General features: G+C 40.8%; 19 protein-coding genes. 11 read left to right on the top strand and 8 right to left on the bottom strand.

The window, feature by feature from the left end; all coding sequences use genetic code 11:
* Complete coding sequence (locus tag AC0T5Z_RS10690) at positions 1–1,647, bottom strand: acyl-CoA synthetase (protein ID WP_291333650.1); 1,647 nt, start codon at positions 1,645–1,647, stop codon at positions 1–3.
* 580 nt (positions 1,648–2,227) lie between these two features.
* On the opposite strand from AC0T5Z_RS10690, the gene AC0T5Z_RS10685 reads away from it, so the two are divergent.
* The 3 genes from AC0T5Z_RS10685 (at position 2,228) to infC (ending at position 5,132) form a co-directional block, all read left to right on the top strand.
* A complete protein-coding gene (locus tag AC0T5Z_RS10685) occupies positions 2,228–2,383 on the top strand; it encodes a hypothetical protein (protein WP_291333648.1) in 156 nt (51 codons plus the stop codon).
* A 272-nt stretch (positions 2,384–2,655) separates the two neighbouring features.
* A complete protein-coding gene (gene thrS / locus AC0T5Z_RS10680; RefSeq protein ID WP_291333646.1) occupies positions 2,656–4,578 on the top strand; it encodes a threonine--tRNA ligase in 1,923 nt (640 codons plus the stop codon).
* 5 nt (positions 4,579–4,583) lie between these two features.
* Entirely contained in the window at positions 4,584–5,132 is a 549-nt protein-coding gene (infC, locus tag AC0T5Z_RS10675; protein WP_074964463.1) for a translation initiation factor IF-3, read from the top strand.
* Positions 5,133–5,776: 644 nt separating this feature from the next.
* Here infC and AC0T5Z_RS10670 read toward each other — a convergent pair.
* From AC0T5Z_RS10670 to AC0T5Z_RS10660, 3 genes are all read right to left on the bottom strand, one after another.
* Complete coding sequence (locus AC0T5Z_RS10670; RefSeq protein ID WP_160127165.1) at positions 5,777–6,982, bottom strand: IS256 family transposase; 1,206 nt, start codon at positions 6,980–6,982, stop codon at positions 5,777–5,779.
* A 141-nt stretch (positions 6,983–7,123) separates the two neighbouring features.
* Positions 7,124–7,946 (bottom strand): IS5 family transposase gene (locus tag AC0T5Z_RS10665; protein WP_156189619.1). Its coding sequence is split into 2 segments (ribosomal slippage): positions 7,124–7,564 and positions 7,566–7,946, totalling 822 coding nucleotides; the frame shifts between segments, so codons are not numbered across the junction.
* 98 nt (positions 7,947–8,044) lie between these two features.
* The gene (locus tag AC0T5Z_RS10660; RefSeq protein WP_019836319.1) at positions 8,045–8,518 is read right to left on the bottom strand and encodes an Hsp20 family protein; all 474 of its coding nucleotides are present in this window, start codon (positions 8,516–8,518) and stop codon (positions 8,045–8,047) included.
* Positions 8,519–8,796: 278 nt separating this feature from the next.
* Between AC0T5Z_RS10660 and AC0T5Z_RS10655 the strand changes: the two genes are divergently transcribed.
* The 3 genes from AC0T5Z_RS10655 (at position 8,797) to AC0T5Z_RS10645 (ending at position 10,207) form a co-directional block, all read left to right on the top strand.
* A complete protein-coding gene (locus AC0T5Z_RS10655) occupies positions 8,797–9,414 on the top strand; it encodes a glutathione S-transferase N-terminal domain-containing protein (RefSeq protein WP_435337748.1) in 618 nt (205 codons plus the stop codon).
* Between the two features lie 72 nt (positions 9,415–9,486).
* Positions 9,487–9,771 (top strand): hypothetical protein, encoded by a 285-nt coding sequence (locus AC0T5Z_RS10650; RefSeq protein ID WP_435337747.1) that lies wholly within the window; start codon positions 9,487–9,489, stop codon positions 9,769–9,771.
* 7 nt (positions 9,772–9,778) lie between these two features.
* The gene (locus AC0T5Z_RS10645; protein WP_435337746.1) at positions 9,779–10,207 is read left to right on the top strand and encodes a YqaA family protein; all 429 of its coding nucleotides are present in this window, start codon (positions 9,779–9,781) and stop codon (positions 10,205–10,207) included.
* Between the two features lie 33 nt (positions 10,208–10,240).
* On the opposite strand, the gene AC0T5Z_RS10640 is transcribed toward AC0T5Z_RS10645, so the two are convergent.
* A complete protein-coding gene (locus AC0T5Z_RS10640; protein WP_435337745.1) occupies positions 10,241–11,002 on the bottom strand; it encodes an energy transducer TonB in 762 nt (253 codons plus the stop codon).
* A gap of 335 nt (positions 11,003–11,337) precedes the next feature.
* Between AC0T5Z_RS10640 and rpmI the strand changes: the two genes are divergently transcribed.
* Positions 11,338–11,532 (top strand): 50S ribosomal protein L35, encoded by a 195-nt coding sequence (gene rpmI / locus AC0T5Z_RS10635; RefSeq protein ID WP_004975152.1) that lies wholly within the window; start codon positions 11,338–11,340, stop codon positions 11,530–11,532.
* Positions 11,533–11,543: 11 nt separating this feature from the next.
* Positions 11,544–11,903, top strand: coding sequence for a 50S ribosomal protein L20 (gene rplT, locus AC0T5Z_RS10630; RefSeq protein WP_004647525.1), 360 nt, complete (start codon positions 11,544–11,546; stop codon positions 11,901–11,903).
* Positions 11,904–11,986: 83 nt separating this feature from the next.
* Here the strand turns inward: rplT and AC0T5Z_RS10625 are convergent, their stop codons facing one another.
* A complete protein-coding gene (locus AC0T5Z_RS10625; RefSeq protein ID WP_435337744.1) occupies positions 11,987–13,015 on the bottom strand; it encodes a hypothetical protein in 1,029 nt (342 codons plus the stop codon).
* A gap of 159 nt (positions 13,016–13,174) precedes the next feature.
* Between AC0T5Z_RS10625 and pheS the strand changes: the two genes are divergently transcribed.
* From pheS to AC0T5Z_RS10610, 3 genes are all read left to right on the top strand, one after another.
* Complete coding sequence (gene pheS / locus AC0T5Z_RS10620) at positions 13,175–14,155, top strand: phenylalanine--tRNA ligase subunit alpha (RefSeq protein ID WP_435337743.1); 981 nt, start codon at positions 13,175–13,177, stop codon at positions 14,153–14,155.
* 129 nt (positions 14,156–14,284) lie between these two features.
* Positions 14,285–16,666 carry a phenylalanine--tRNA ligase subunit beta gene (gene pheT, locus AC0T5Z_RS10615; RefSeq protein WP_435337742.1) on the top strand — a complete coding sequence of 794 codons (2,382 nt, stop codon included), beginning with the start codon at positions 14,285–14,287 and terminating at the stop codon, positions 16,664–16,666.
* Positions 16,663–16,959 carry an integration host factor subunit alpha gene (locus AC0T5Z_RS10610; protein ID WP_004649746.1) on the top strand — a complete coding sequence of 99 codons (297 nt, stop codon included), beginning with the start codon at positions 16,663–16,665 and terminating at the stop codon, positions 16,957–16,959. The genes pheT and AC0T5Z_RS10610 overlap by 4 nt, the downstream gene beginning before the upstream one ends.
* 382 nt (positions 16,960–17,341) lie before the next feature.
* Here AC0T5Z_RS10610 and AC0T5Z_RS10605 read toward each other — a convergent pair whose 3' ends face one another.
* Together AC0T5Z_RS10605 and rho are read right to left on the bottom strand one after the other, a co-directional pair.
* On the bottom strand, positions 17,342–17,641 hold the full coding sequence (locus tag AC0T5Z_RS10605; protein ID WP_131260745.1) for a hypothetical protein: 300 nt from the start codon (positions 17,639–17,641) through the stop codon (positions 17,342–17,344).
* Between the two features lie 422 nt (positions 17,642–18,063).
* The gene (rho, locus tag AC0T5Z_RS10600) at positions 18,064–19,332 is read right to left on the bottom strand and encodes a transcription termination factor Rho (RefSeq protein ID WP_004975162.1); all 1,269 of its coding nucleotides are present in this window, start codon (positions 19,330–19,332) and stop codon (positions 18,064–18,066) included.
* Between the last annotated feature and the right edge of the window lie 167 nt (positions 19,333–19,499).

The following is a 19,499-nucleotide window of genomic DNA, read 5'->3' as shown; positions in this document are numbered from 1 at the left end:
TTAGCCACACTCACCGACTGAACGCTCTTTGGCCCATTCGCGCAGTACAAATTTTTGTAGCTTACCTGTCGACGTTTTGGGAATTTCAGTAATCACCACATCCTTTGGCACTTTAAAACGCGCTAAATGTTGACTGCAATAGGCAATAATTTCTTCAGGGCTGACCTGTTTACCTTCTTTCAGTTCAATAAAGGCACACGGGACTTCTTGCCAACGTGGGTCTGGTTTTGCCACCACTGCGGCGGTCAAAACTGCAGGATGTTGATACAACACTTCTTCCACTTCGAGTGAAGAAATATTTTCACCACCTGAAATAATCACATCTTTAGAACGGTCAGTAATTTTGGCGTAGCCATCAGGTTGGCAGACAGCTAAATCGCCCGTATGGAACCAACCGCCTGCAAATGCTTCTGCGGTAGCTTCTGGGTTTTTCAAATAGCCTTTCATCACGATATTGCCACGGAACATAATTTCGCCCATGGTTTTGCCGTCTTTTGGCACGGGTTGCATGGTTTCAGGGTCTAAAACTTTCATGCCATCTTGCAATGGGTAAGGAACGCCTTGACGCGAATGTAATTGTGACTGTTCCTGAATGGATAGGTCGCTCCAACCAGCTTGAGAAGCACACAATGCAGATGGGCCATAGGTTTCAGTTAAGCCATAAACGTGAGTCACATTAATGCCAATATTGCGCATGCCCTCAATAATTGCTGCTGGTGGTGCAGCACCAGCAACCATCACTTCAACACGGTGATCAAACTGGGTTTTTTTCTGTTCTGGGGTATTGATGAGCATCGACAAGACAATTGGTGCACCGCAGAAATAATCGACTTTGTGCTCTGCGATTAATTTAAAAATCAGTTCAGGGTCGACTTTTCGCAAGCAGATATTGGTGCCACCGTTGGCCGCCATTGTCCATGCAAAGCACCAGCCATTACAGTGGAATAGGGGCAATGTCCATAGGTAGGTTGCACGTGGGGTCATCCCGCAGGCAATAATATTGCTGGCTGCATTAATGTAAGCACCACGATGATGATAGACCACGCCTTTCGGGTTGCCTGTCGTGCCCGAAGTATAGTTCAGGCTAATTGCATCCCATTCATCTTGAGGTAAATGCCATTCAAAATTGGGGTCACCTGCAGCCAGCCAAGTTTCGTATTCAATCTGTCCGATGCTAAGAGCATTGGCAGCATGCTCATATTCTGCATCGCTGACATCAATCACGTAAATTTCATGATTGACCATCTGCAACGCTTCTTGTGCTAAAGCCGCAAATTCAGGGTCCACCAAAAGCACTTTGGATTCTGCATGATCGAGCATAAATGCCAGTGTTTTAGCATCCAGACGAGTGTTTAAGGTATTCAGCACTGCACCTGACATTGGTACGGCAAAGTGTGCTTCTAGCATGGCGGGAACATTTGGGAGCAGCACCGAAACAGTATCATTTTTGCTGATGCCTAAATTTTGAAGTTGATGCGCAAATTGGCAGCAGCGCAAATAAGTTTCGCGCCAGGTAATTTGACGTGAACCGTGAATAATCGCGTTTTGGTGAGGGTAAATATAAGCTGCCCGCTCTAAGTAACGTAACGGGGACAAGGCGACAAAGTTCGCAGGGGTACGCGGTAGTTCATCGTATGCGCTGACCATTGTTATTCTCCATATATGTGTCGTTATTTTATCCAACTTAAAACGATAGGGATTTTATGGCAGCTTTGCATTTATGCTTTAGTCGAAAATCTGTTGTTTTTATTTTGAATCACTTGTAAGTATATTTAAAAATTAGTTTCAGTAAAAATTAGCAGCTTTTTTACTCAATAAAAAAAATCACTTATTTTGTTATTTGGCTTTATAGAGTGATGGGTTGAGTCCTATCCAACGCTTAAATGCACGTCAAAATTTCCGTAATTCACTAAAGCCAAGTGGTTGGCTAATTTCAGTCATGCTCATAGGCGCGATGTAATCTACGTCTGGTTATTTGTAGTTATAAATTTAAGTCCCCCACTTGTTTTTAAGTAGGGACTAAATTAAGGCTTATAGAATGAATTCATAAGGTCTATTCAGTGCACGCTTACTTTTACGCAACTTCATGAGCAGCTTGATCCACAGCAAAAATGGGTTAATCCATTTTAAGTCATATTTTCACGACTCCAAGTTTGAGTGCAGCGTGATGTTCAATAAACAACTCAAGCAATCGTCAAAGTAAGCGCATTGAACAGGGGAGCGTGATATGCAAAGTAATTATTTTTGGATGGGAGATTATATTTATCCTGAGGGTAGTCATCCACATGCCTTATATGGACGTAACAGCAATCAAGGGTTGATTCAATTGCCCAAACAGCATTGCATTCAAATAGATGATTACGTGTTTTTACGCCCGCAGTAGAGTGAGGCGGTGTTACCACAGTTTGCCGAGGTGTATGCCTATCAGCATGGACAATTCACGCTGTGGGTAACCTGCAGGGAATAAAAACAGCTGAAATACCGATTCTTTGGCTTTTTTAGTACACAAAGGTTTAAACCTGAACGCAAGCCGTGTAAAATTTAAGGCGCTTTTTATTTATACACCGTTTTTATCTTTTGAGGGTCTCCCTTAATCATAATCTCGCGGTGATATGCTCCATGGTACGGGGCATCACTCCTTAAGGATTTTTATCTATGCCTATTATCACTTTGCCAAATGGCGATCAAAAACAGTTTGATCAAGCCGTATCTGTGATGGAAGTTGCTCAAAGCATCGGTCCAGGTCTTGCCAAAAATACAGTTGCTGGACGTGTGAATGATCGTTTGGTCGATGCTTGCGATTTAATTACTGAAGATGCAACCGTACAAATTATTACGCCTAAAGATGAAGAAGGTGTAGAAATTATCCGTCACTCATGTGCGCACTTAGTAGGGCATGCGGTAAAACAGCTTTTCCCTGAAGCGAAAATGGTGATAGGCCCTGTCATTGAAGAAGGTTTCTACTATGACATCTGGATGCCACGCCCATTTACGTTAGATGACTTGGCAGCAATCGAAGAGCGTATGAAAAAGCTCATCGACCAAGATTATGATGTTGTGAAAAAAATGACCCCGCGTGATGAGGTGATTGCAGAATTCACAGCACGTGGCGAAGAATATAAATTACGTTTGATTGCAGACATGCCAAACGAAACTCAAATGGGCTTGTACTATCACCAAGACTATTTGGATATGTGCCGCGGTCCACACGTTCCAAACACTAAATTCTTAAAGTCGTTCAAACTCACCAAAATTTCTGGCGCTTACTGGCGCGGTGATGCCAAAAACGAACAGTTACAACGTATTTATGGTACGGCTTGGGCAGATAAAAAGCAACTCGCGGCGTATATCAAACGTATAGAAGAAGCAGAAAAACGTGACCATCGTAAAATTGGTAAAGCTTTGGACTTGTTCCACATGCAGGAAGAAGCGCCAGGCATGGTGTTCTGGCATCCAAATGGCTGGACGATTTACCAAGTACTTGAGCAATACATGCGTAAAGTACAACAAGACCACGGTTACTTGGAAATTCGTACCCCGCAAGTGGTCGATTTTACGCTATGGGAAAAATCAGGACATGCTGCCAACTATGCAGACAATATGTTCACTACCCATTCTGAAAATCGTAATTATGCAGTAAAACCAATGAACTGCCCATGTCACGTACAAGTTTTTAACCAAGGGCTAAAGTCGTATCGTGATTTGCCAATTCGTCTGGCAGAATTTGGTTCATGTCACCGTAATGAGCCATCGGGTTCATTGCACGGCATTATGCGCGTGCGTGGCTTTACACAAGACGATGCTCACATTTTTTGTACCAAAGAGCAAATTGGGCCTGAAGTTGCAGACTTCATCAAACTGACTTTAGATGTTTATAAAGATTTCGGTTTTGAAGAGGTGCAAATGAAGCTGTCTACACGTCCTGAAAAACGTGTGGGAGATGATGCACTTTGGGATATTGCAGAAAAATCTTTGGCAGATGCTCTGGATGCTGCAGGTCTAGATTGGGAGTTACAACCGGGTGAAGGCGCGTTCTACGGCCCGAAAATTGAATTCTCACTGAAAGACTGCTTAGGTCGTGTGTGGCAATGTGGTACAATTCAGTGTGACTTTAACTTGCCTGAACGTTTAGAGGCATCTTATGTCACTGAAGACAATGATCGTGATCAGCCTGTAATGTTGCACCGTGCAATTCTTGGCAGCTTTGAACGATTTATTGGTATACTTATTGAGCACTATGCAGGCTTTATGCCACCATGGTTAGCGCCAGTGCAAGCTTGTGTTATGAATATTACCGACTCACAAGCTGCTGCAAGTGAACAGGTCGTCGCAAAACTTAAAGAAAACGGTATTCGTGCTATTTCTGACTTGAGAAATGAGAAAATCGGCTTTAAGATTCGTGAGCGTACATTAGAGCGTATTCCATACTTATTGGTACTTGGGGACCGTGAAGTGGAAGAAGGAACGGTAAACGTCCGTACTCGCTCAGGAACAAATTTGGGTACTATGTCAATTGATGCTTTCATTGACCTAGTGAAAACAGCCGTCGCAGAACGCGGCCGGTATATTGTGGAGTAACAGCGATTAAACAGCCTGACCGTAATCAACAGGGCGGAAAATCTAACCGTCCTGCTTTGAATGATGAAATTCGTGCAAAAGAAGTCCGTCTTGTAGACGAAAATGGTGAGCAAAAAGGTATTGTCAGCTTGGCTGATGCATTACGCGCAGCAGAAAGCGTAGACCTTGATTTGGTGGAAATTGTGGCAAATGCTGAACCACCAGTATGCAAAATCATGGACTTTAACAAGCATTTGTTTGATCTAAAGCAAAAGCAGAAAGAAGCGAAGAAAAAACAGCATCAAGTACAGGTGAAAGAAATCAAGCTGCGCCCTGCGACTGATGTTGGCGATTACAACGTAAAATTACGTGCAATTATCAAATTCCTTGAAGAAGGAAACAAGGTAAAAATCACTTTACGCTTCCGTGGTCGTGAAATGGCTCACCAACAGTTAGGTTTGGCTCAATTACAAAAAGTTGAAGCTGACGTAGTTGAATATGGTGTAGTTGAACAAGCACCAAAAATGGAAGGTCGTCAAATGGGAATGCTGCTTGGTCCTAAAAAGAAAAAGTAAGCACTTATTGAGTCTAAAAAGCCCTGCAATCGCAGGGCTTTTTGATGCTGGTTTTATGAGTCTCGATGGAATTTTAAATTCCAATGGTCTTGAAGCATTTGAACAATCGCATGACGATGCTGTTTGGAAAAACTGAGTAAATACATCAGGCTGAATTTATGTCTCAGCCAATTGATGGGTTGTTGATGAATAAAAACAAACTCTATGGTTCCCATTTTTCTGTCAAATGCATCTAGATCACTCGTTGAATCGAAAGTTTTTACTTGCCTTAACATCCAAGTAAGTGGTGCATCAAACTGATGATTAATCTGGCAATCATAAATTTCATGTTTTTGAATGCCCAAAGTAATGGGAATGTTCCAAACCCTATAATAAATTTTCTGTGGTGTAATGATTAAACGTAAATTTCCATAAGACCACTGCGATGGCAATACAGCCTAGATTGTATAAGTGCATGGTCAGTTCCAGCTCAATGAATAGCGTCCAGATTTCTACATAAGTCTTATTGTTGCTCCGCCCGATATAGAAGATAACTGAAGTTACCAAGAGCGGCAAGAGAACAAAAAATACTGCTGCAAGTTTAAAGATAGCAACCGGATACTGTTTTATTGAGGGCGTTCAAAATTCTGTGTCAGTAAATTTGACTAGATTTTAATTATATCATCTAATCGACCTTCAAAGTAAATGGATAATTGAGTAATCGTTTGTCCCCATTCCTGAATAGGCATTGTCCATTTTTCTGATGCCTGTTGAATACCAATATACAGTAATTTCATCAGACTATCCTCATTGGGGAAAGCTCCTTTGGTTTTGGTTAGTTTGCGGAATTGACGATGTACGGCTTCAACGGCATTGGTGGTGTAAATCGGCTTCCTAATCGCTTTAGGGTATTTGAAATAGGCGGATAGTAGATGCCATTTGGTACGCCATGACTGAATGACCACACCATATTTTTCGCCCCATTTTTCTTCTAGCTCATCCAGTGCTACTTCTGCCGCCCCTTTGGTATCAGCACGGTAAATTGGCTTTAAATCAGCCATAAATGCCTTCTGATCTTTACTGGCAACATAGCGTAAAGAATTACGAATTTGATGAACGATACACAGTTGTATTTCTGTTTGAGGGTAAATCGCTGCTATGGCTTCGGGGAAACCTTTTAGTCCATCTACACAGGCAATCAGAATATCCTGAACACCACGATTTTGTAGGTCTGTCAGTACACTAAGCCAATGGTTCGCCCCTTCGCTTTCCGATAAATACAAGCCGAGTAGTTCCTTCTTACCTTCAACATTTAAAGCTAAAATGGTATAGATCGCTTTACTCACATAAACACCTTTATCCTTCACTTTGTAATGTATGGCATCTAACCAAACAAAGGGATAAATTGTATCGAGTGGGCGTTGTTTCCATGCTTGTAACTGAGGGAGGAGCTTATCTGTAATATTGGTGATAGCACCATCTGAAATCTCCAATCCATACATATCAGCAACATGCTTTTGAATATCACGATAGCTCATACCAAGTGCATAGAGTGATATGATTTTATTGTCAATTTCTTCTGATAATTTGGTCTGGTTCTTTTTAACTAACTGTGGCTCAAATTCACCATTTCGATCTCTAGGGGTTTCAAGCTCAAATGAACCTGATGTAGATTTTACTGTCTTGCGAGTATAGCCATTGCGGCGATTACCTTGTTTCGGATTCGCTTCAATGTAATTCTCGATTTCTGCTTCAAGAGCAGCTTCGGTCAGTTGTTTAATTAAAGGGGTGAGTATGCCATTTTCTCCAGTCAGTGCTTGTCCTGACTGGAGTTGTTTTAAGGCTGTTTCAAAATCAAATGTAGTTGCCATAATGCATCATTCCTGTTTTTAACAGTTTAAGGAAATGACACAGTTTTTTGAACACTACCGTTTTATTGAAGGTTGTGCTTTCATCTATGTTTTTATTATGCATGTTTTGAATCTACTATACTAGACCTCTTGCGAAAGTCGTTATTGCAAGTTCATCCGGTTTACCAGTGCAGCGATTAAGTTAATGCGTAAACCGAATCTTTTTCGTCTATTTCGATAGCGTTCACTTAGTATTCTAAATCTTTTCAATTGATTATTAATATGTTCGATTACAACTCGTATTTTTCCAATCATTTTATTGTAATTTTTCTCAGCATCAAATAAGGGGAAATTCTTCTTTTTCTTTATTGGCATCAATAATTTAAAGCCATCTTGCTCTAACCCATAGTACCCTAAATCGGTCATAACATAGTCACAATGTTTGAATTTCTTAACTGTTTTTCTTGCCAATTTAATATCATGCTGACTGCCAGACGATATATCTACTCCTATGATTTGTTTGCTCTTCGGATGATAGATTACTTGGGCTTTTAACGTATGTTTCTTCTTTTTACCACTGTAGAACTTACTCTGATTTTTTTTTCGGGCGTTCTATTGAACATTCTGTCGCATCAATAATTACCCAGTTAAATTGTTCGTCTGCTGTGGTAATGCTTCGTTTTGGCAGGGTAAAACGCCTTGATTTCATTAATGCATCTTCAACCTTTTTAATGGTTCGATTCACATTACTTTCAGCGATATGGTAATTTGCAGCCAATTCCAATTGAGTGCTGTAATTCCGTAAGTAATTGAGTGTTAATAATAATTGATCCTCTATAGCTAAAGTATGAGGACGCCCAGATTTCTTTTTAAGTGATTCTGCTTCTTTTAAAACTTCGACCATTTCACTAAAAACTGGTCGAGGTACGCCAACCAAGCGCTTGAATTCAGAATCTGAAAAACGGTTTAATTTCTGATATTTCATGGAATCTATATTGAGGCAGTTTTTACTTTCGCAAGAGGTCTACTGTTATGTATAAAAAAAGAAAGACTCCAGTTGGAGTCTTTCTTTGAATAAGCACATTATTCCGTATTCACGGTTTTTTCGGTCACCTTTTCCGGATTTTCTAGCAGTAACTTTTTGCCGATCGGGATTTGTCGCGGCAACTTCTCTTCTGGAATGATACGTTGCAGATCAATCACCAACAGACCATTTTCATAATCGGCTTGTTGTACTTCAATGTGCTCGTCTAAACGCAATGACAGTTTAAAGGAGCGACGGGCAATACCTTTATGCAGATATTCAGTACCTTCGGTTTGCACAACCTCAGGCTTGCCGGAAATGGTCAGTAAACGGTTTTCAAGTGAAATATCCAGCTCGTTCTGGTCGAAACCAGCAGTTGCCACTACAATGCGGTAATGGTTTTCACCATGTTTTTCAATATTGTAGGGCGGATAGTTGGGTGCATCGCTTTGCATGGCATAATCAATGAAATCATTCAATCGATCAAAACCAATACTGCGACGGAAAAGTGGATGAAGATTGATGTTACTCATTATTAGAACCTCCTGAGGTCAGCAAAGTCTTAAAACAAGAATTTATCTGTCATGATCATCATCGACAGGGCAAAAGATGAAATATCATCCTGATGCAAAAATAAATATGTGTTTGAGTGAAAAAAATTCAAGGAAGAGCGCGAAAATTTTTTATTTTTAGTTTCAAGTAATTGAATAGATAATAAAAATTTATTTTTCGGCGCAATGCTTGTTGTTTTTGGTCAGATCTATTATGTTGTTGAAACACCAAAATAAAGGTGCACGGAGCATAGGCACAAATGATTGATTTATATTATTGGGGTACGCCCAACGGTCATAAAATTACAATTGCATTAGAAGAAATGGGCTTGGAATATCAAATTTTCCCCATCAATATTTCAGAAGATGATCAATTTCAGCCAGATTTTTTAAAAATTTCGCCCAATAATAAAATTCCTGCAATTGTCGATCAGAATGGCCCACGTGGTGAGCCAATCTCTGTGTTTGAGTCGGGTGCAATTTTACAATATCTTGGGCGAAAAACAGGCATGTTCTACCCTAACGATGAGCAAGAACGTGTTGAAGTAGAGCAGTGGCTGATGTGGCAGATGGGTGGTTTTGGTCCAATGCTGGGGCAAAATCATCATTTTAGTCGCTACGCACCAGAGAAAATTCCTTATGCGATTGAGCGTTATATCAATGAATCCAAGCGTTTATATGGTGTGTTAAATAAGCAGTTGATGGGGCAAAAGTACGTGGCAGGTGAATATTCAATCGCTGATATGGCTATTTTGCCATGGGCACTACGTCATGACTGGCAAAATATTTCGCTAGAAGATTATCCTTATGTACAAGACTATATTACACGATTGACTGCTCGCCCTGCGGTGCAGAAAGCACTTGAGATTCAAGTTTGAATTTACTTTTATGCTAATATGCCAGCCACCTGATACCTTACTTTTTCAGGTGGCTTTTTTATTGGATGGGCTATGCAAGAATTTTTTTTAAACTTTACCAAGATTGTTGAACAAAATGCCAAAGTGTATTGGAGCATTATTTTGGGTATCGTATCTTGCTTGATCTTGTTTGTGATCGAAGCTTTTCATGTGCAGAATATGATTGGGGCTTTAAATAGCACAGATCAGCAGGTTTTACGTGCCGCGATTGAGCCTGTTACTCAGCGTTATACATGGGCGCGTGCGGTGCTCATTTTGCTCTGTATTGTTTGGGCGAACTGGGAATATCGTAAAACTAAACGAGCTTTAGGACTTTAAATCGTCTATGCTTTGGACGTTGTTGGGTTTATTTTTATCTGCATTTGGTGCGGCAACTTTATTGCCTTTACAGTCCGAAGCCGTGCTGTTGGGGCTGTTATATGAAGGCAGTTATGCACCCATTTGGCTCATTAGCATTGCGAGTCTAGGCAATATTTTAGGTTCTTGTGTGAACTGGTATTTGGGACTTAAAATCGAACATTATAAAGATAAAAAATGGTTTCCTGTTTCGGCTACTCAATTAGAAAAAGCACAACATACTTACGCCAAATATGGCTTTTGGTCTTTATTTCTCAGTTGGGTGCCGATTATTGGTGATCCAATTACCCTGATTGCAGGCTTAATGAAAGAACATTTTGCCCGTTTTGTGTTGATCGTGAGTCTTGCCAAAATCGGGCGTTATCTGTTTATTTATTTTGTTTATACATGGGTTTAAGTCAGCCACCAATAACTTAGTCACCACGTTCACTTATGACTGTTCTTGAGCATCACACGTGTTTATATCAAAATAAATTTCATCTTTTAATTTTGACTTTTTATATAGCCAAAATTGACGCGGTACATCTACTTGAGCAGCTTTCACTGCAGCCAAAACTTGTTGATCAAGTGCAGATTGTCCTGAACCTTGTGTCAATTTCACACGTTTCACCTCGCCATGCTTATTCACTTTGAATTGAAACTTTAACTTGCGTGAGTGGTTTTTTAAATCTTCGGCACTTAAGTTTAATTGTGGTTGATGACGATACTTAAATTGAACTTTTTGCTGTTGTTGCTGTGCTAACCATTGTTTAGATTGAAAATCAAACTGGCAATTTTCGTGTTGGTTATCCTGAAATCTTAAATTAAAGCTTTGAAAACCAATGGTCGGAACGGCAGTATCTTCTACATAGGTTGGTTGGATTTCAGCAGTGCGAACCGCTTGTAATAAGGCGTTATCTAAGTTTTTCAGCCCTGTACTTTCTTGAATAGTGGCTTGACTAATTTTGCCCGTTTCATCTGCATAAATACGCACAATTGCAGCTCGGTTTTGCTGATTTAAATCTTCATTTTTATATTTGGGCTGTGGGAACTTACGCCATGTTAAACGTGTGGTGAGATGAGCAGGCAAGGCGGCACTTTTTTGTACCTCGAGTGTGGCTTTTGCTGTTGGTTGCAGTTGCGTTGGTTTTGCATATAAGTGCGTCCCACTGATTCCAAGCAATAGAGTTATATATAAAGATGTTTTCATCATGTTACGGTCTTTTTTATCTCACACAAGCGAGACGAAGTATTGATGTAATTGTGAATAATCGCAAGAGTAATCCGTAACTTATTGCAAGTTTTTAGGGTGTCGATCTGCACAATTTTTTGCAGAACTTAAGCTTTGTTGTGAATTGTAGTAAATGTTCACAATTTCATGATGTTTTCCAAAGTTGAATTACAGTAAACGAGTGATGAGACGCTCATTTTTATTTAGCTAATATGCTTTTGTTTTAAGCAAAGATGCTTTAGAATACTCGCTCCCTTACCTGCAGGTCGTTTTTGCAATGGTGCAGACGTGCCGAACAGGTGTTTAAAGAGGTTGTTATGGCTAAGTTAAAAACTCGCCGTGGTGCAGCTAAACGTTTTAAAGCGACTGCTAACGGTTTCAAGCGTAAACAAGCGTTCAAACGCCACATTTTGACCAAAAAATCTGCTAAACGTATCCGTCAATTGCGCGGCTGTGTAATGGTTCACGTGAGTGACGTTGCTGCTGTTCGTGCTATGTGCCCATACATCTAAGGAGATTATAAATGGCTCGTGTAAAACGTGGTGTACAGGCTCATCGCCGTCATAAAAAAATTCTTGCTCGTGCTAAAGGTTACTATGGCGCTCGTTCACGCGTATATCGCGTAGCGTTCCAAGCGGTAATCAAAGCAGGTCAATACGCTTACCGTGACCGTCGTCAAAAGAAACGTCAATTCCGTGCTTTATGGATTGCGCGTATCAATGCGGGTGCTCGTCAAAATGGTTTATCGTACAGCCGTATGATCGCTGGCTTGAAAAAAGCTCAAGTGATTATCGACCGTCGCGTACTTGCTGACATCGCTATGCATGACGCAGTTGCATTTGCTGCTTTAGCTTCAAAAGCTAAAGATGCATTAGCTGCATAAGTCTTTTAAGACTAAAAAAAGACCGTATTTGTTATATATAGTACCTTAGCGGTCTTTTTTTATGCTCAAAATTTATGACTGGCTTATAAGCCAAAATAGTAAGCTGCAGCACAAATCACCACGGTAATTAAAATCAGTTTAATTACTGCAGATGCACCGACTTTATGTGAAGCTGCAGGTGTTGGTATTTGGGGTGAAGTGATATTTTGTAGTTGACTAGGCGTTGATTCAAAATGATCAGGCGTTTGCACTGGCGTAAGCTGTGCGGTCTGATAATGGTTCGCAACCTTCGTGATAAATTTGGCGTGTAAATCTTCAAGTTTCTGAGAAAAATGACGTAAATTGAGTTGTTCGCTCGGTTCGAATTCTGTGCCATCGGCATGATAAGGATGCTGGATTTTGTTCTGAATAAATTGATGCAGTGCATCTAAACGATACAGCATTTGATGTGCATACGCAGCAGGGTAGTCTGCGGGAATTAACGCTAAAGTTGGGTGCATGCTTTCAGTTGAATTTTGAGTAAGATCTACACCGAAATAAGGTTTAGCACTTTGCTCTGGTTCAATAAACTCCGCAGCACAAGAATTTAAAAATAATTCAGAACGAATAAAGCGATCAATTTCATCCCAGTTTGGAGAGAAAAAATCTGTATCGAGCTGTTTGACGAGTTTGTGGTTTAGTTGATAACGCCACATCACTTCCTGACGTAGCTCGCTCTGTTGCGAAACGGGCGCCATATAATCTTGTTCTGCGGTATACCATTCTGCAAGTTCTTTTCCGAAAATCCAGGCAGATTTGTGTTTTGCCTCGTGGCTTACAATAAAGTGTGCAAAAGGTAATAACTCTACATTTGGATTGGGGTTTTTCTCATCATTTAAAATACTTGCCTGATGTAGGCTCAAACGTCGCACGCCTTGTTGTTTAAGATGCTCTAACCAAATTTGAAAGTGTTGTGCCAATAAATGTTGTGACAATAAATCACGAAATTGAATTTGATGCTGGTTAAATACTTGATGCTTGAGCCAATGATTGAAACTTAAATCTTGAGTCAAATATTCATTGCCATAAGTCACAAGGGCAAGTTGCTGCTTCCAAATCTGATCGAGCGCCATAATATTGAGATCTCGTGTTGATTGGCTTTATCTTATACTTTTTGTATTTCAAGATGCTAATCTAATTTTGATTATATCGAAGCTTCATCATAGCGACTAAAAACTGTTAGAATACGGGGTTTTTAAATTATTTCTAAATTGTTGCTTTTGAGAGTTACTATGTCACTGGAAGCCCTGACCAATGAAGCGCTCGCTGCAATTGCAGCAGCAGAGGACCTTGCTACACTCGACCAGGTGCGAGTGCAATTTACGGGGAAAAAAAGCCAGCTTGCGGAACAATCCAAAGCACTGGGTAAAATGGACCCTGAACAGCGTAAAGAATTTGGTGCACAAATTCACGCTGTGCGTGAAGCAATTAATGCGGCATTAACTGCGCGTCAATCTGAATTACAACAAGCGGCTTTGGCGCAAAAACTGGCTAATGAAACCGTTGATATTACTTTGCCAGGTCGTGGTCAAAGCATTGGCAGTATTCACCCAGTTACGCAGGTTCAGGAACGTATTTGCCAATTCTTTACCAAAGCCGGTTTTACCGTGGCAACGGGCCCAGAAGTTGAAGATGACTATCACAACTTTGAAGCGTTGAATATTCCAGGACATCACCCTGCACGTGCCATGCACGATACTTTCTATTTTGATGTGAATCATTTATTGCGTACACATACGTCTGGCGTACAGATTCGCACCATGGAAAATCAACAGCCGCCTATTCGTATTGTTTGTCCAGGTCGTGTTTATCGCTGCGACTCAGACCAAACACACTCACCAATGTTCCATCAAATTGAAGGCTTATACGTCGCAGAAAACACCAGTTTTGCAGAACTCAAAGGTTTGTTGATTAACTTATTGAATGTATTCTTTGAAAAAGACTTAAAAGTTCGTTTCCGCCCATCGTATTTCCCATTTACAGAGCCAAGTGCCGAAGTGGATATTATGGATGAACGTGGTCGTTGGTTGGAAGTTTTGGGTTGCGGCATGGTGCACCCAAACGTATTACGCGCTTCAGGCATCGACCCAGAAAAATATAAAGGATTTGCCTTTGGTTTAGGGGTAGAGCGTTTTGCAATGTTGCGTTATGGCATTAATGACTTACGTATGTTCTACCAAAATGATGTGCGTTTCTTGCGCCAGTTTGCTTAAAAACAAATTTATACCTCTCCCTGACCTCTCCTAAAAGGAGAGGGGTGTCCATATATGACACAGGACGCTTCTTCTTTGAAAAGAGGGAGTAGAGGGGATTCAAAATTTAGATTTATAGGTTTTATATCAATGAAAATTAGCGAAAATTGGCTACGCACGTGGGTTAACCCAGCCATTGACAGCGATACTTTATCGAATCAACTCACGATGCTGGGTCTAGAAGTTGATGATATGTCACCAGCAGCAAAGCCATTTACAGGCGTTGTGGTGGGTGAAGTCTTAACGGTTGAACAGCATCCAGATGCAGATCGTTTACGTGTGACTACGGTAAATATTGGTTCAGGTGAGCCGTTGCAGATTGTGTGTGGTGCGCCAAACGTGCGTGCAGGTATGAAAGCACCTGTGGCAACCATTGGTGCGGTATTGCCAGGCGACTTTAAAATTAAAAAAGGCAAACTGCGTGGTGTGGAATCACAAGGGATGCTGTGCGGTGCATCAGAAATTGATCTTGAAGATAAACTTGATGGCTTACTGGAACTGCCTGCAGATGCACCTGTAGGGGTGAATGTGCGTGAGTATCTTGATTTAGATGACCATGTCATTGATATTAGTATTACTCCAAACCGTGGTGACTGTTTCAGTATTCGTGGTATAGCCCGTGAAATTGGAGTGATTAACCAATTGCCAGTTAATTCACCTGATATTCAGGCAGTAGCATCAACCATTCACGATGAAAAAACCGTACAAAGTCTGACTGAAGGCTGCCCACGTTATTTAGGTCGTGTGATTAAAAATGTCAATACCAAAGCAGCTACACCTGAGTGGATGGAGCGCGCGTTGACACGTTCAGGGATCCGTCAACATAGTATTTTGGTAGATATTACTAACTATGTCTTGATTGAATTGGGTCAGCCCATGCACGCTTTTGATGGTGCGAAAATTCAAGGTGGTATCCAAGTTCGACAAGCGACTGCAGCAGAGAAAATGGTGCTGTTAAACGAGCAAGAAGTAGAGCTACAAGAAGATGTGATGGTGATTGCCGATGACGTAAAAGTATTGGCGATGGCGGGCATCATGGGTGGCTTATCTTCTGCGGTAAGTGATGAAACCACAGAAATTTTCCTTGAATCCGCTTTCTTTGCACCATTGCATATTGCAGGTCGTGCACGTCGTTATGGCCTACATACCGATGCCTCACAGCGTTATGAACGTGGTGTCGATTTTGAATTGCCATTATTGGCCATGAACCGTGCATCCCAACTGATTGCAGAATTAGCGGGTGGCGAATTTGGTCCAATTACAGTGGCAGAACAAGCAGCACAATTACCAACACGTGCAGCAATTTCGTTAAATCAAGCGCAAGTCGATCAGCTCTTGGGTTATCACGTTGATACGGCATTTATTGCCGATGCTTTAACCCGTTTAGGTTGTCAAGTGACTGTTCAAGCTGAAGGTCAGTGGAGCGTTGTGCCGCCATCGCATCGTTTTGATATGGCAATTTACCAAGACTTAATTGAAGAAATTGCCCGTATTCACGGTTACGACAACATTCAAATCAGTTTGCCTGTGATAGATGTGCGATTGGCAAAATACCAAGATCAGTTTGAAGTTTCTCAATTACGTCAAACTGCAGTAACTTTGGGCTATCAAGAAGCGATTAGTTTTAGCTTTGCCGATGCAAAATTGGAAAAACAGTTAAACCCTGCGGTGAACCCGTTGGCATTGGCGAATCCAATTTCTAGCGATTTGGCAGTGATGCGCTCAACACTGTTATCAAGCTTAATTCCATGCGTGCAATACAACGTGAATCGTCAGCAAAACCGTGTGCGTTTTTTTGAGTTGGGTTTACGTTTTGATTATCAACATGCAGCAAGCATTCATGATTTAAAACAAATTCCAACTTTGGCATTGATTGCTGTGGGTGCTAAACATGCAGAATCATGGCATGCCAAAGCTCAGCCTATGGATTTCTTCGACTTTAAAGGTGATATTGAAGAAATTTTAGCTGCAGGTCGTGTACAAGTCGAGTATGTTCGCTCAGAGCGCACTTGGTTGCATCCTGGGCAATCTGCTGAAATTTTAGTAGATGGTCAGTCTATTGGTTACTTTGGTCGTTTGCATCCATCTTTAGAAGATGAGCTAGATTTAGGCACGACTTGGGTGGCAGAACTCGATCAAACAGCAGTTTTGCAAACTTATGTATATAATTTTACAGAATTATCACGTTTTCCATCGGTTAGACGTGATATTGCGCTTTTAATTAGTGATAAGATAAATGTAAGTGAAATTCAGCAACTTATTGAAAAAACGGGTGGAGCGCTGTTAGACTCAACTTGGTTATTCGATGTGTATACTGGTCAAGGTGTTGAACAAGGCAAGCGTTCTTTGGCTTTTGCCTTGTTATGGCAACATCCAACACGTACACTTGAAGATGCTGAAATTAAATCTGGTATGGATAACATTCTGCAAGTGTTGGAAAACACTTACCAAGCGACATTGAGGGCTTCATGACAGCATTAACAAAAGCAGAAATGGCTGATCATTTAAGTGAGCTCACGAGTTTAAACCGCCGTGAAGCGAAACAAATGGTCGAGCTATTTTTTGATGAGATCAGCCAAGCACTGATCTCTGGCGAGCAAGTTAAACTTTCAGGGTTTGGGAACTTCGAGTTACGTGATAAACGTCAACGACCTGGTCGCAACCCGAAAACAGGCGAAGAAATTCCAATTTCAGCCCGCCGTGTAGTCACATTCCGCGCAGGCCAGAAATTCCGCCAGCGTGTGGGAAATGAGCAGATCGATTGATCTGCTTTTTTTATGTTTTAATTCTGCGTTAGATATTTAATACTTGTATTTGGTTTAGGCTGGCATCTAGCGTGAGTTTAAATACATTTAGCCTACTTTTTAAAATAATCTATAAACAAGACCAATAGCTTAGATAGGCAATTATCTCTGTAGCACATAATCAATAGATGATTTTACCTTGCCCAAAATGGATGGGTAGCTTTAATAAACTTTGGAAAATATTCTGATTGAATTTAAAAGGTTTGACTAACCTACTTGTAAGTAGGGTAGGACTGTTCTGATACTTTGATATATCACGATTTGTTATTGTGTCAGTAATTTAAAACAGGTAATAAAAAAAGAGAGCCAGAGGCTCTCTTTTTGTACTGCATAATCTAATCGATTATTGAGCAGCAGCTTCAGAAGCAGCAGCAGCAGCGTCTACAGCAGCATCAGCAGCGTCAGTTGCAGCAGCAGCAGCAGTGTCAGCAGCATCAGTAGCAGCGTCTACAGCAGCTTCAGCGCCAGAAGCAACTTCTACAGCAGCAGCGTCAGCAGCAGCTTCAGCTTCAGATGCAGCTACAACAGCTTCAGATGCAGCAGCGTTAGCGTCAGCAGCAGCTTCTTCAGTTTTTTTAGCACAACCAACAAAAGCTAAAGTAGTAGCAACTGCAGCAGCAATAGCGATTTTTTTGAATAACATGGCATCACTCTCTAAAATATGAGATTAAAAAAAACCGACGTTAGTCTGTTGTATGCTTTTATTATTCCTAAATTTTGTTAGGCACTAACAACGCAGGCGCAGTCTAACTGGTCTGCGAATATGCTATCACTGCGCTTTTTGAATTGCTACTAGGTTGATTGAAAAAAAGGCAAAAAAACGCGAAAAATACGTGCTTTTTTAACAGAAAATAACAATTAATTTGGCATTTTAGATTGGAGAGTTGCACAGTAACTGGCTAAAAACTAAAAGGTTTTGACTAAATATTTTTTTATAATCATTTACTTAAAAATAAGTTTACATATAACAGGTGCAATTGTGTCTTTATGTAACTTTTGTCAACCAAATAAAAAAAGCCATCGTTATAAGATGACTTTTTTAGGTGTTCTGATATTTCTAATAGTTTAATTGGCTGCTTTACGTTTCATTTGATCGAAGAAATCGTCATTGGTTTTGGTTTCTTTCATGCGATCAAGTAAGAACTCCATTGCTGCCAATTCATCTTGAGTGTGCAACAATTTACGTAAAATCCAAACTTTACGAAGATTATCTTCACTCATTAACCGTTCTTCACGACGCGTACCTGATTTCTTGATGTTCATGGCAGGGAAAACACGTTTTTCTGCAATACGACGGTCTAAGGTGATCTCTTGGTTGCCCGTACCTTTAAACTCTTCGTAAATCACTTCATCCATTTTACTGCCTGTTTCAATCAGTGCAGTTGAAATAATGGTCAGTGAACCACCTTCTTCAATATTACGTGCAGCACCAAAGAAGCGTTTTGGACGTTCTAAAGCGTGCGCATCAACACCACCCGTTAAAACTTTGCCTGAAGATGGTACAACGGTGTTATACGCACGAGCCAAACGGGTAATGGAATCCAGTAAAATGACGACATCTTTTTTGTGTTCAACCAAGCGTTTGGCTTTTTCAATGACCATTTCGGCTACTTGAACGTGACGTGCAGGTGATTCATCAAAGGTTGACGCAATGACTTCGCCACGAACGGTACGTTCCATTTCCGTCACTTCTTCTGGACGTTCGTCAATGAGAAGTACGATTAAGAACACCTCAGGGTTGTTGCGCACAATCGACTGGGCGATGTTTTGTAGCAACATGGTTTTACCCGCTTTAGGCGGAGCGACAATAATTGAACGCTGACCTTTACCGATTGGGGCAACCAAATCTACCACACGTGCAGTTAAGTCTTCAGTTGTTCCGTTACCCAACTCCATTACCAATTGTTCTGTTGGGAAAAGCGGGGTTAAGTTTTCAAATAAGATTTTATTACGTGAATTTTCAGGGGTGTCATAGTTTATTTGGTTTACTTTAAGTAAAGCAAAATAACGTTCACCTTCTTTAGGTGGACGAATCGTACCCGTAATTGTGTCACCTGTACGTAGGTTAAAGCGACGAATCTGTGAAGGACTGACATAAATGTCATCTGGGCCAGCAAGATATGAACCAGCAGCAGAGCGTAAAAAACCAAAACCATCAGAGAGAATTTCTAGAACGCCATCACCAAAAATCTCTTCACCATTCATGGCGTGGCGCTTTAAGATGGCAAAAATAATGTCTTGCTTACGGTTACGTGCCATTCCTTCAAGGCCCATAAACTCGGCAATTTTGATGAGTTCGCCAATCGGTTTTTTCTTGAGTTCGGTTAAATTCATAGAGGTTCTGATAGAATTAAAATTCTGGGGTACTGGTTAGAGAAGGAGCAACATTTAGCCGCATTCATACAATAAAATGAAAGCAATTGTATTTGCACAATAACGATTCAGAGCACTGATTCATTGTTTGAATGAAAAATGTGAAAAACAATTTCTGTTGCCGAGCG

The organism is Acinetobacter pengchengensis (assembly GCF_982235305.1).
This window is presented reverse-complemented; position numbering and strand designations above follow the sequence as displayed.

Excerpts from the sequence above, each read along its gene's own strand:
- AC0T5Z_RS10690 (WP_291333650.1), bottom strand. The coding sequence starts at position 1,647 with ATGGTCAGCGCATACGATGAACTACCGCGTACCCCTGCGAACTTTGTC.
- AC0T5Z_RS10685 (WP_291333648.1), top strand. The coding sequence starts at position 2,228 with ATGCAAAGTAATTATTTTTGGATGGGAGATTATATTTATCCTGAGGGT.
- thrS (WP_291333646.1), top strand. The coding sequence starts at position 2,656 with ATGCCTATTATCACTTTGCCAAATGGCGATCAAAAACAGTTTGATCAA.
- AC0T5Z_RS10670 (WP_160127165.1), bottom strand. The coding sequence starts at position 6,982 with ATGGCAACTACATTTGATTTTGAAACAGCCTTAAAACAACTCCAGTCA.
- AC0T5Z_RS10660 (WP_019836319.1), bottom strand. The coding sequence starts at position 8,518 with ATGAGTAACATCAATCTTCATCCACTTTTCCGTCGCAGTATTGGTTTT.
- AC0T5Z_RS10655 (WP_435337748.1), top strand. The coding sequence starts at position 8,797 with ATGATTGATTTATATTATTGGGGTACGCCCAACGGTCATAAAATTACA.
- AC0T5Z_RS10650 (WP_435337747.1), top strand. The coding sequence starts at position 9,487 with ATGCAAGAATTTTTTTTAAACTTTACCAAGATTGTTGAACAAAATGCC.
- AC0T5Z_RS10645 (WP_435337746.1), top strand. The coding sequence starts at position 9,779 with ATGCTTTGGACGTTGTTGGGTTTATTTTTATCTGCATTTGGTGCGGCA.
- AC0T5Z_RS10640 (WP_435337745.1), bottom strand. The coding sequence starts at position 11,002 with ATGATGAAAACATCTTTATATATAACTCTATTGCTTGGAATCAGTGGG.
- rpmI (WP_004975152.1), top strand. The coding sequence starts at position 11,338 with ATGGCTAAGTTAAAAACTCGCCGTGGTGCAGCTAAACGTTTTAAAGCG.
- rplT (WP_004647525.1), top strand. The coding sequence starts at position 11,544 with ATGGCTCGTGTAAAACGTGGTGTACAGGCTCATCGCCGTCATAAAAAA.
- AC0T5Z_RS10625 (WP_435337744.1), bottom strand. The coding sequence starts at position 13,015 with ATGGCGCTCGATCAGATTTGGAAGCAGCAACTTGCCCTTGTGACTTAT.
- pheS (WP_435337743.1), top strand. The coding sequence starts at position 13,175 with ATGTCACTGGAAGCCCTGACCAATGAAGCGCTCGCTGCAATTGCAGCA.
- pheT (WP_435337742.1), top strand. The coding sequence starts at position 14,285 with ATGAAAATTAGCGAAAATTGGCTACGCACGTGGGTTAACCCAGCCATT.
- AC0T5Z_RS10610 (WP_004649746.1), top strand. The coding sequence starts at position 16,663 with ATGACAGCATTAACAAAAGCAGAAATGGCTGATCATTTAAGTGAGCTC.
- AC0T5Z_RS10605 (WP_131260745.1), bottom strand. The coding sequence starts at position 17,641 with ATGTTATTCAAAAAAATCGCTATTGCTGCTGCAGTTGCTACTACTTTA.
- rho (WP_004975162.1), bottom strand. The coding sequence starts at position 19,332 with ATGAATTTAACCGAACTCAAGAAAAAACCGATTGGCGAACTCATCAAA.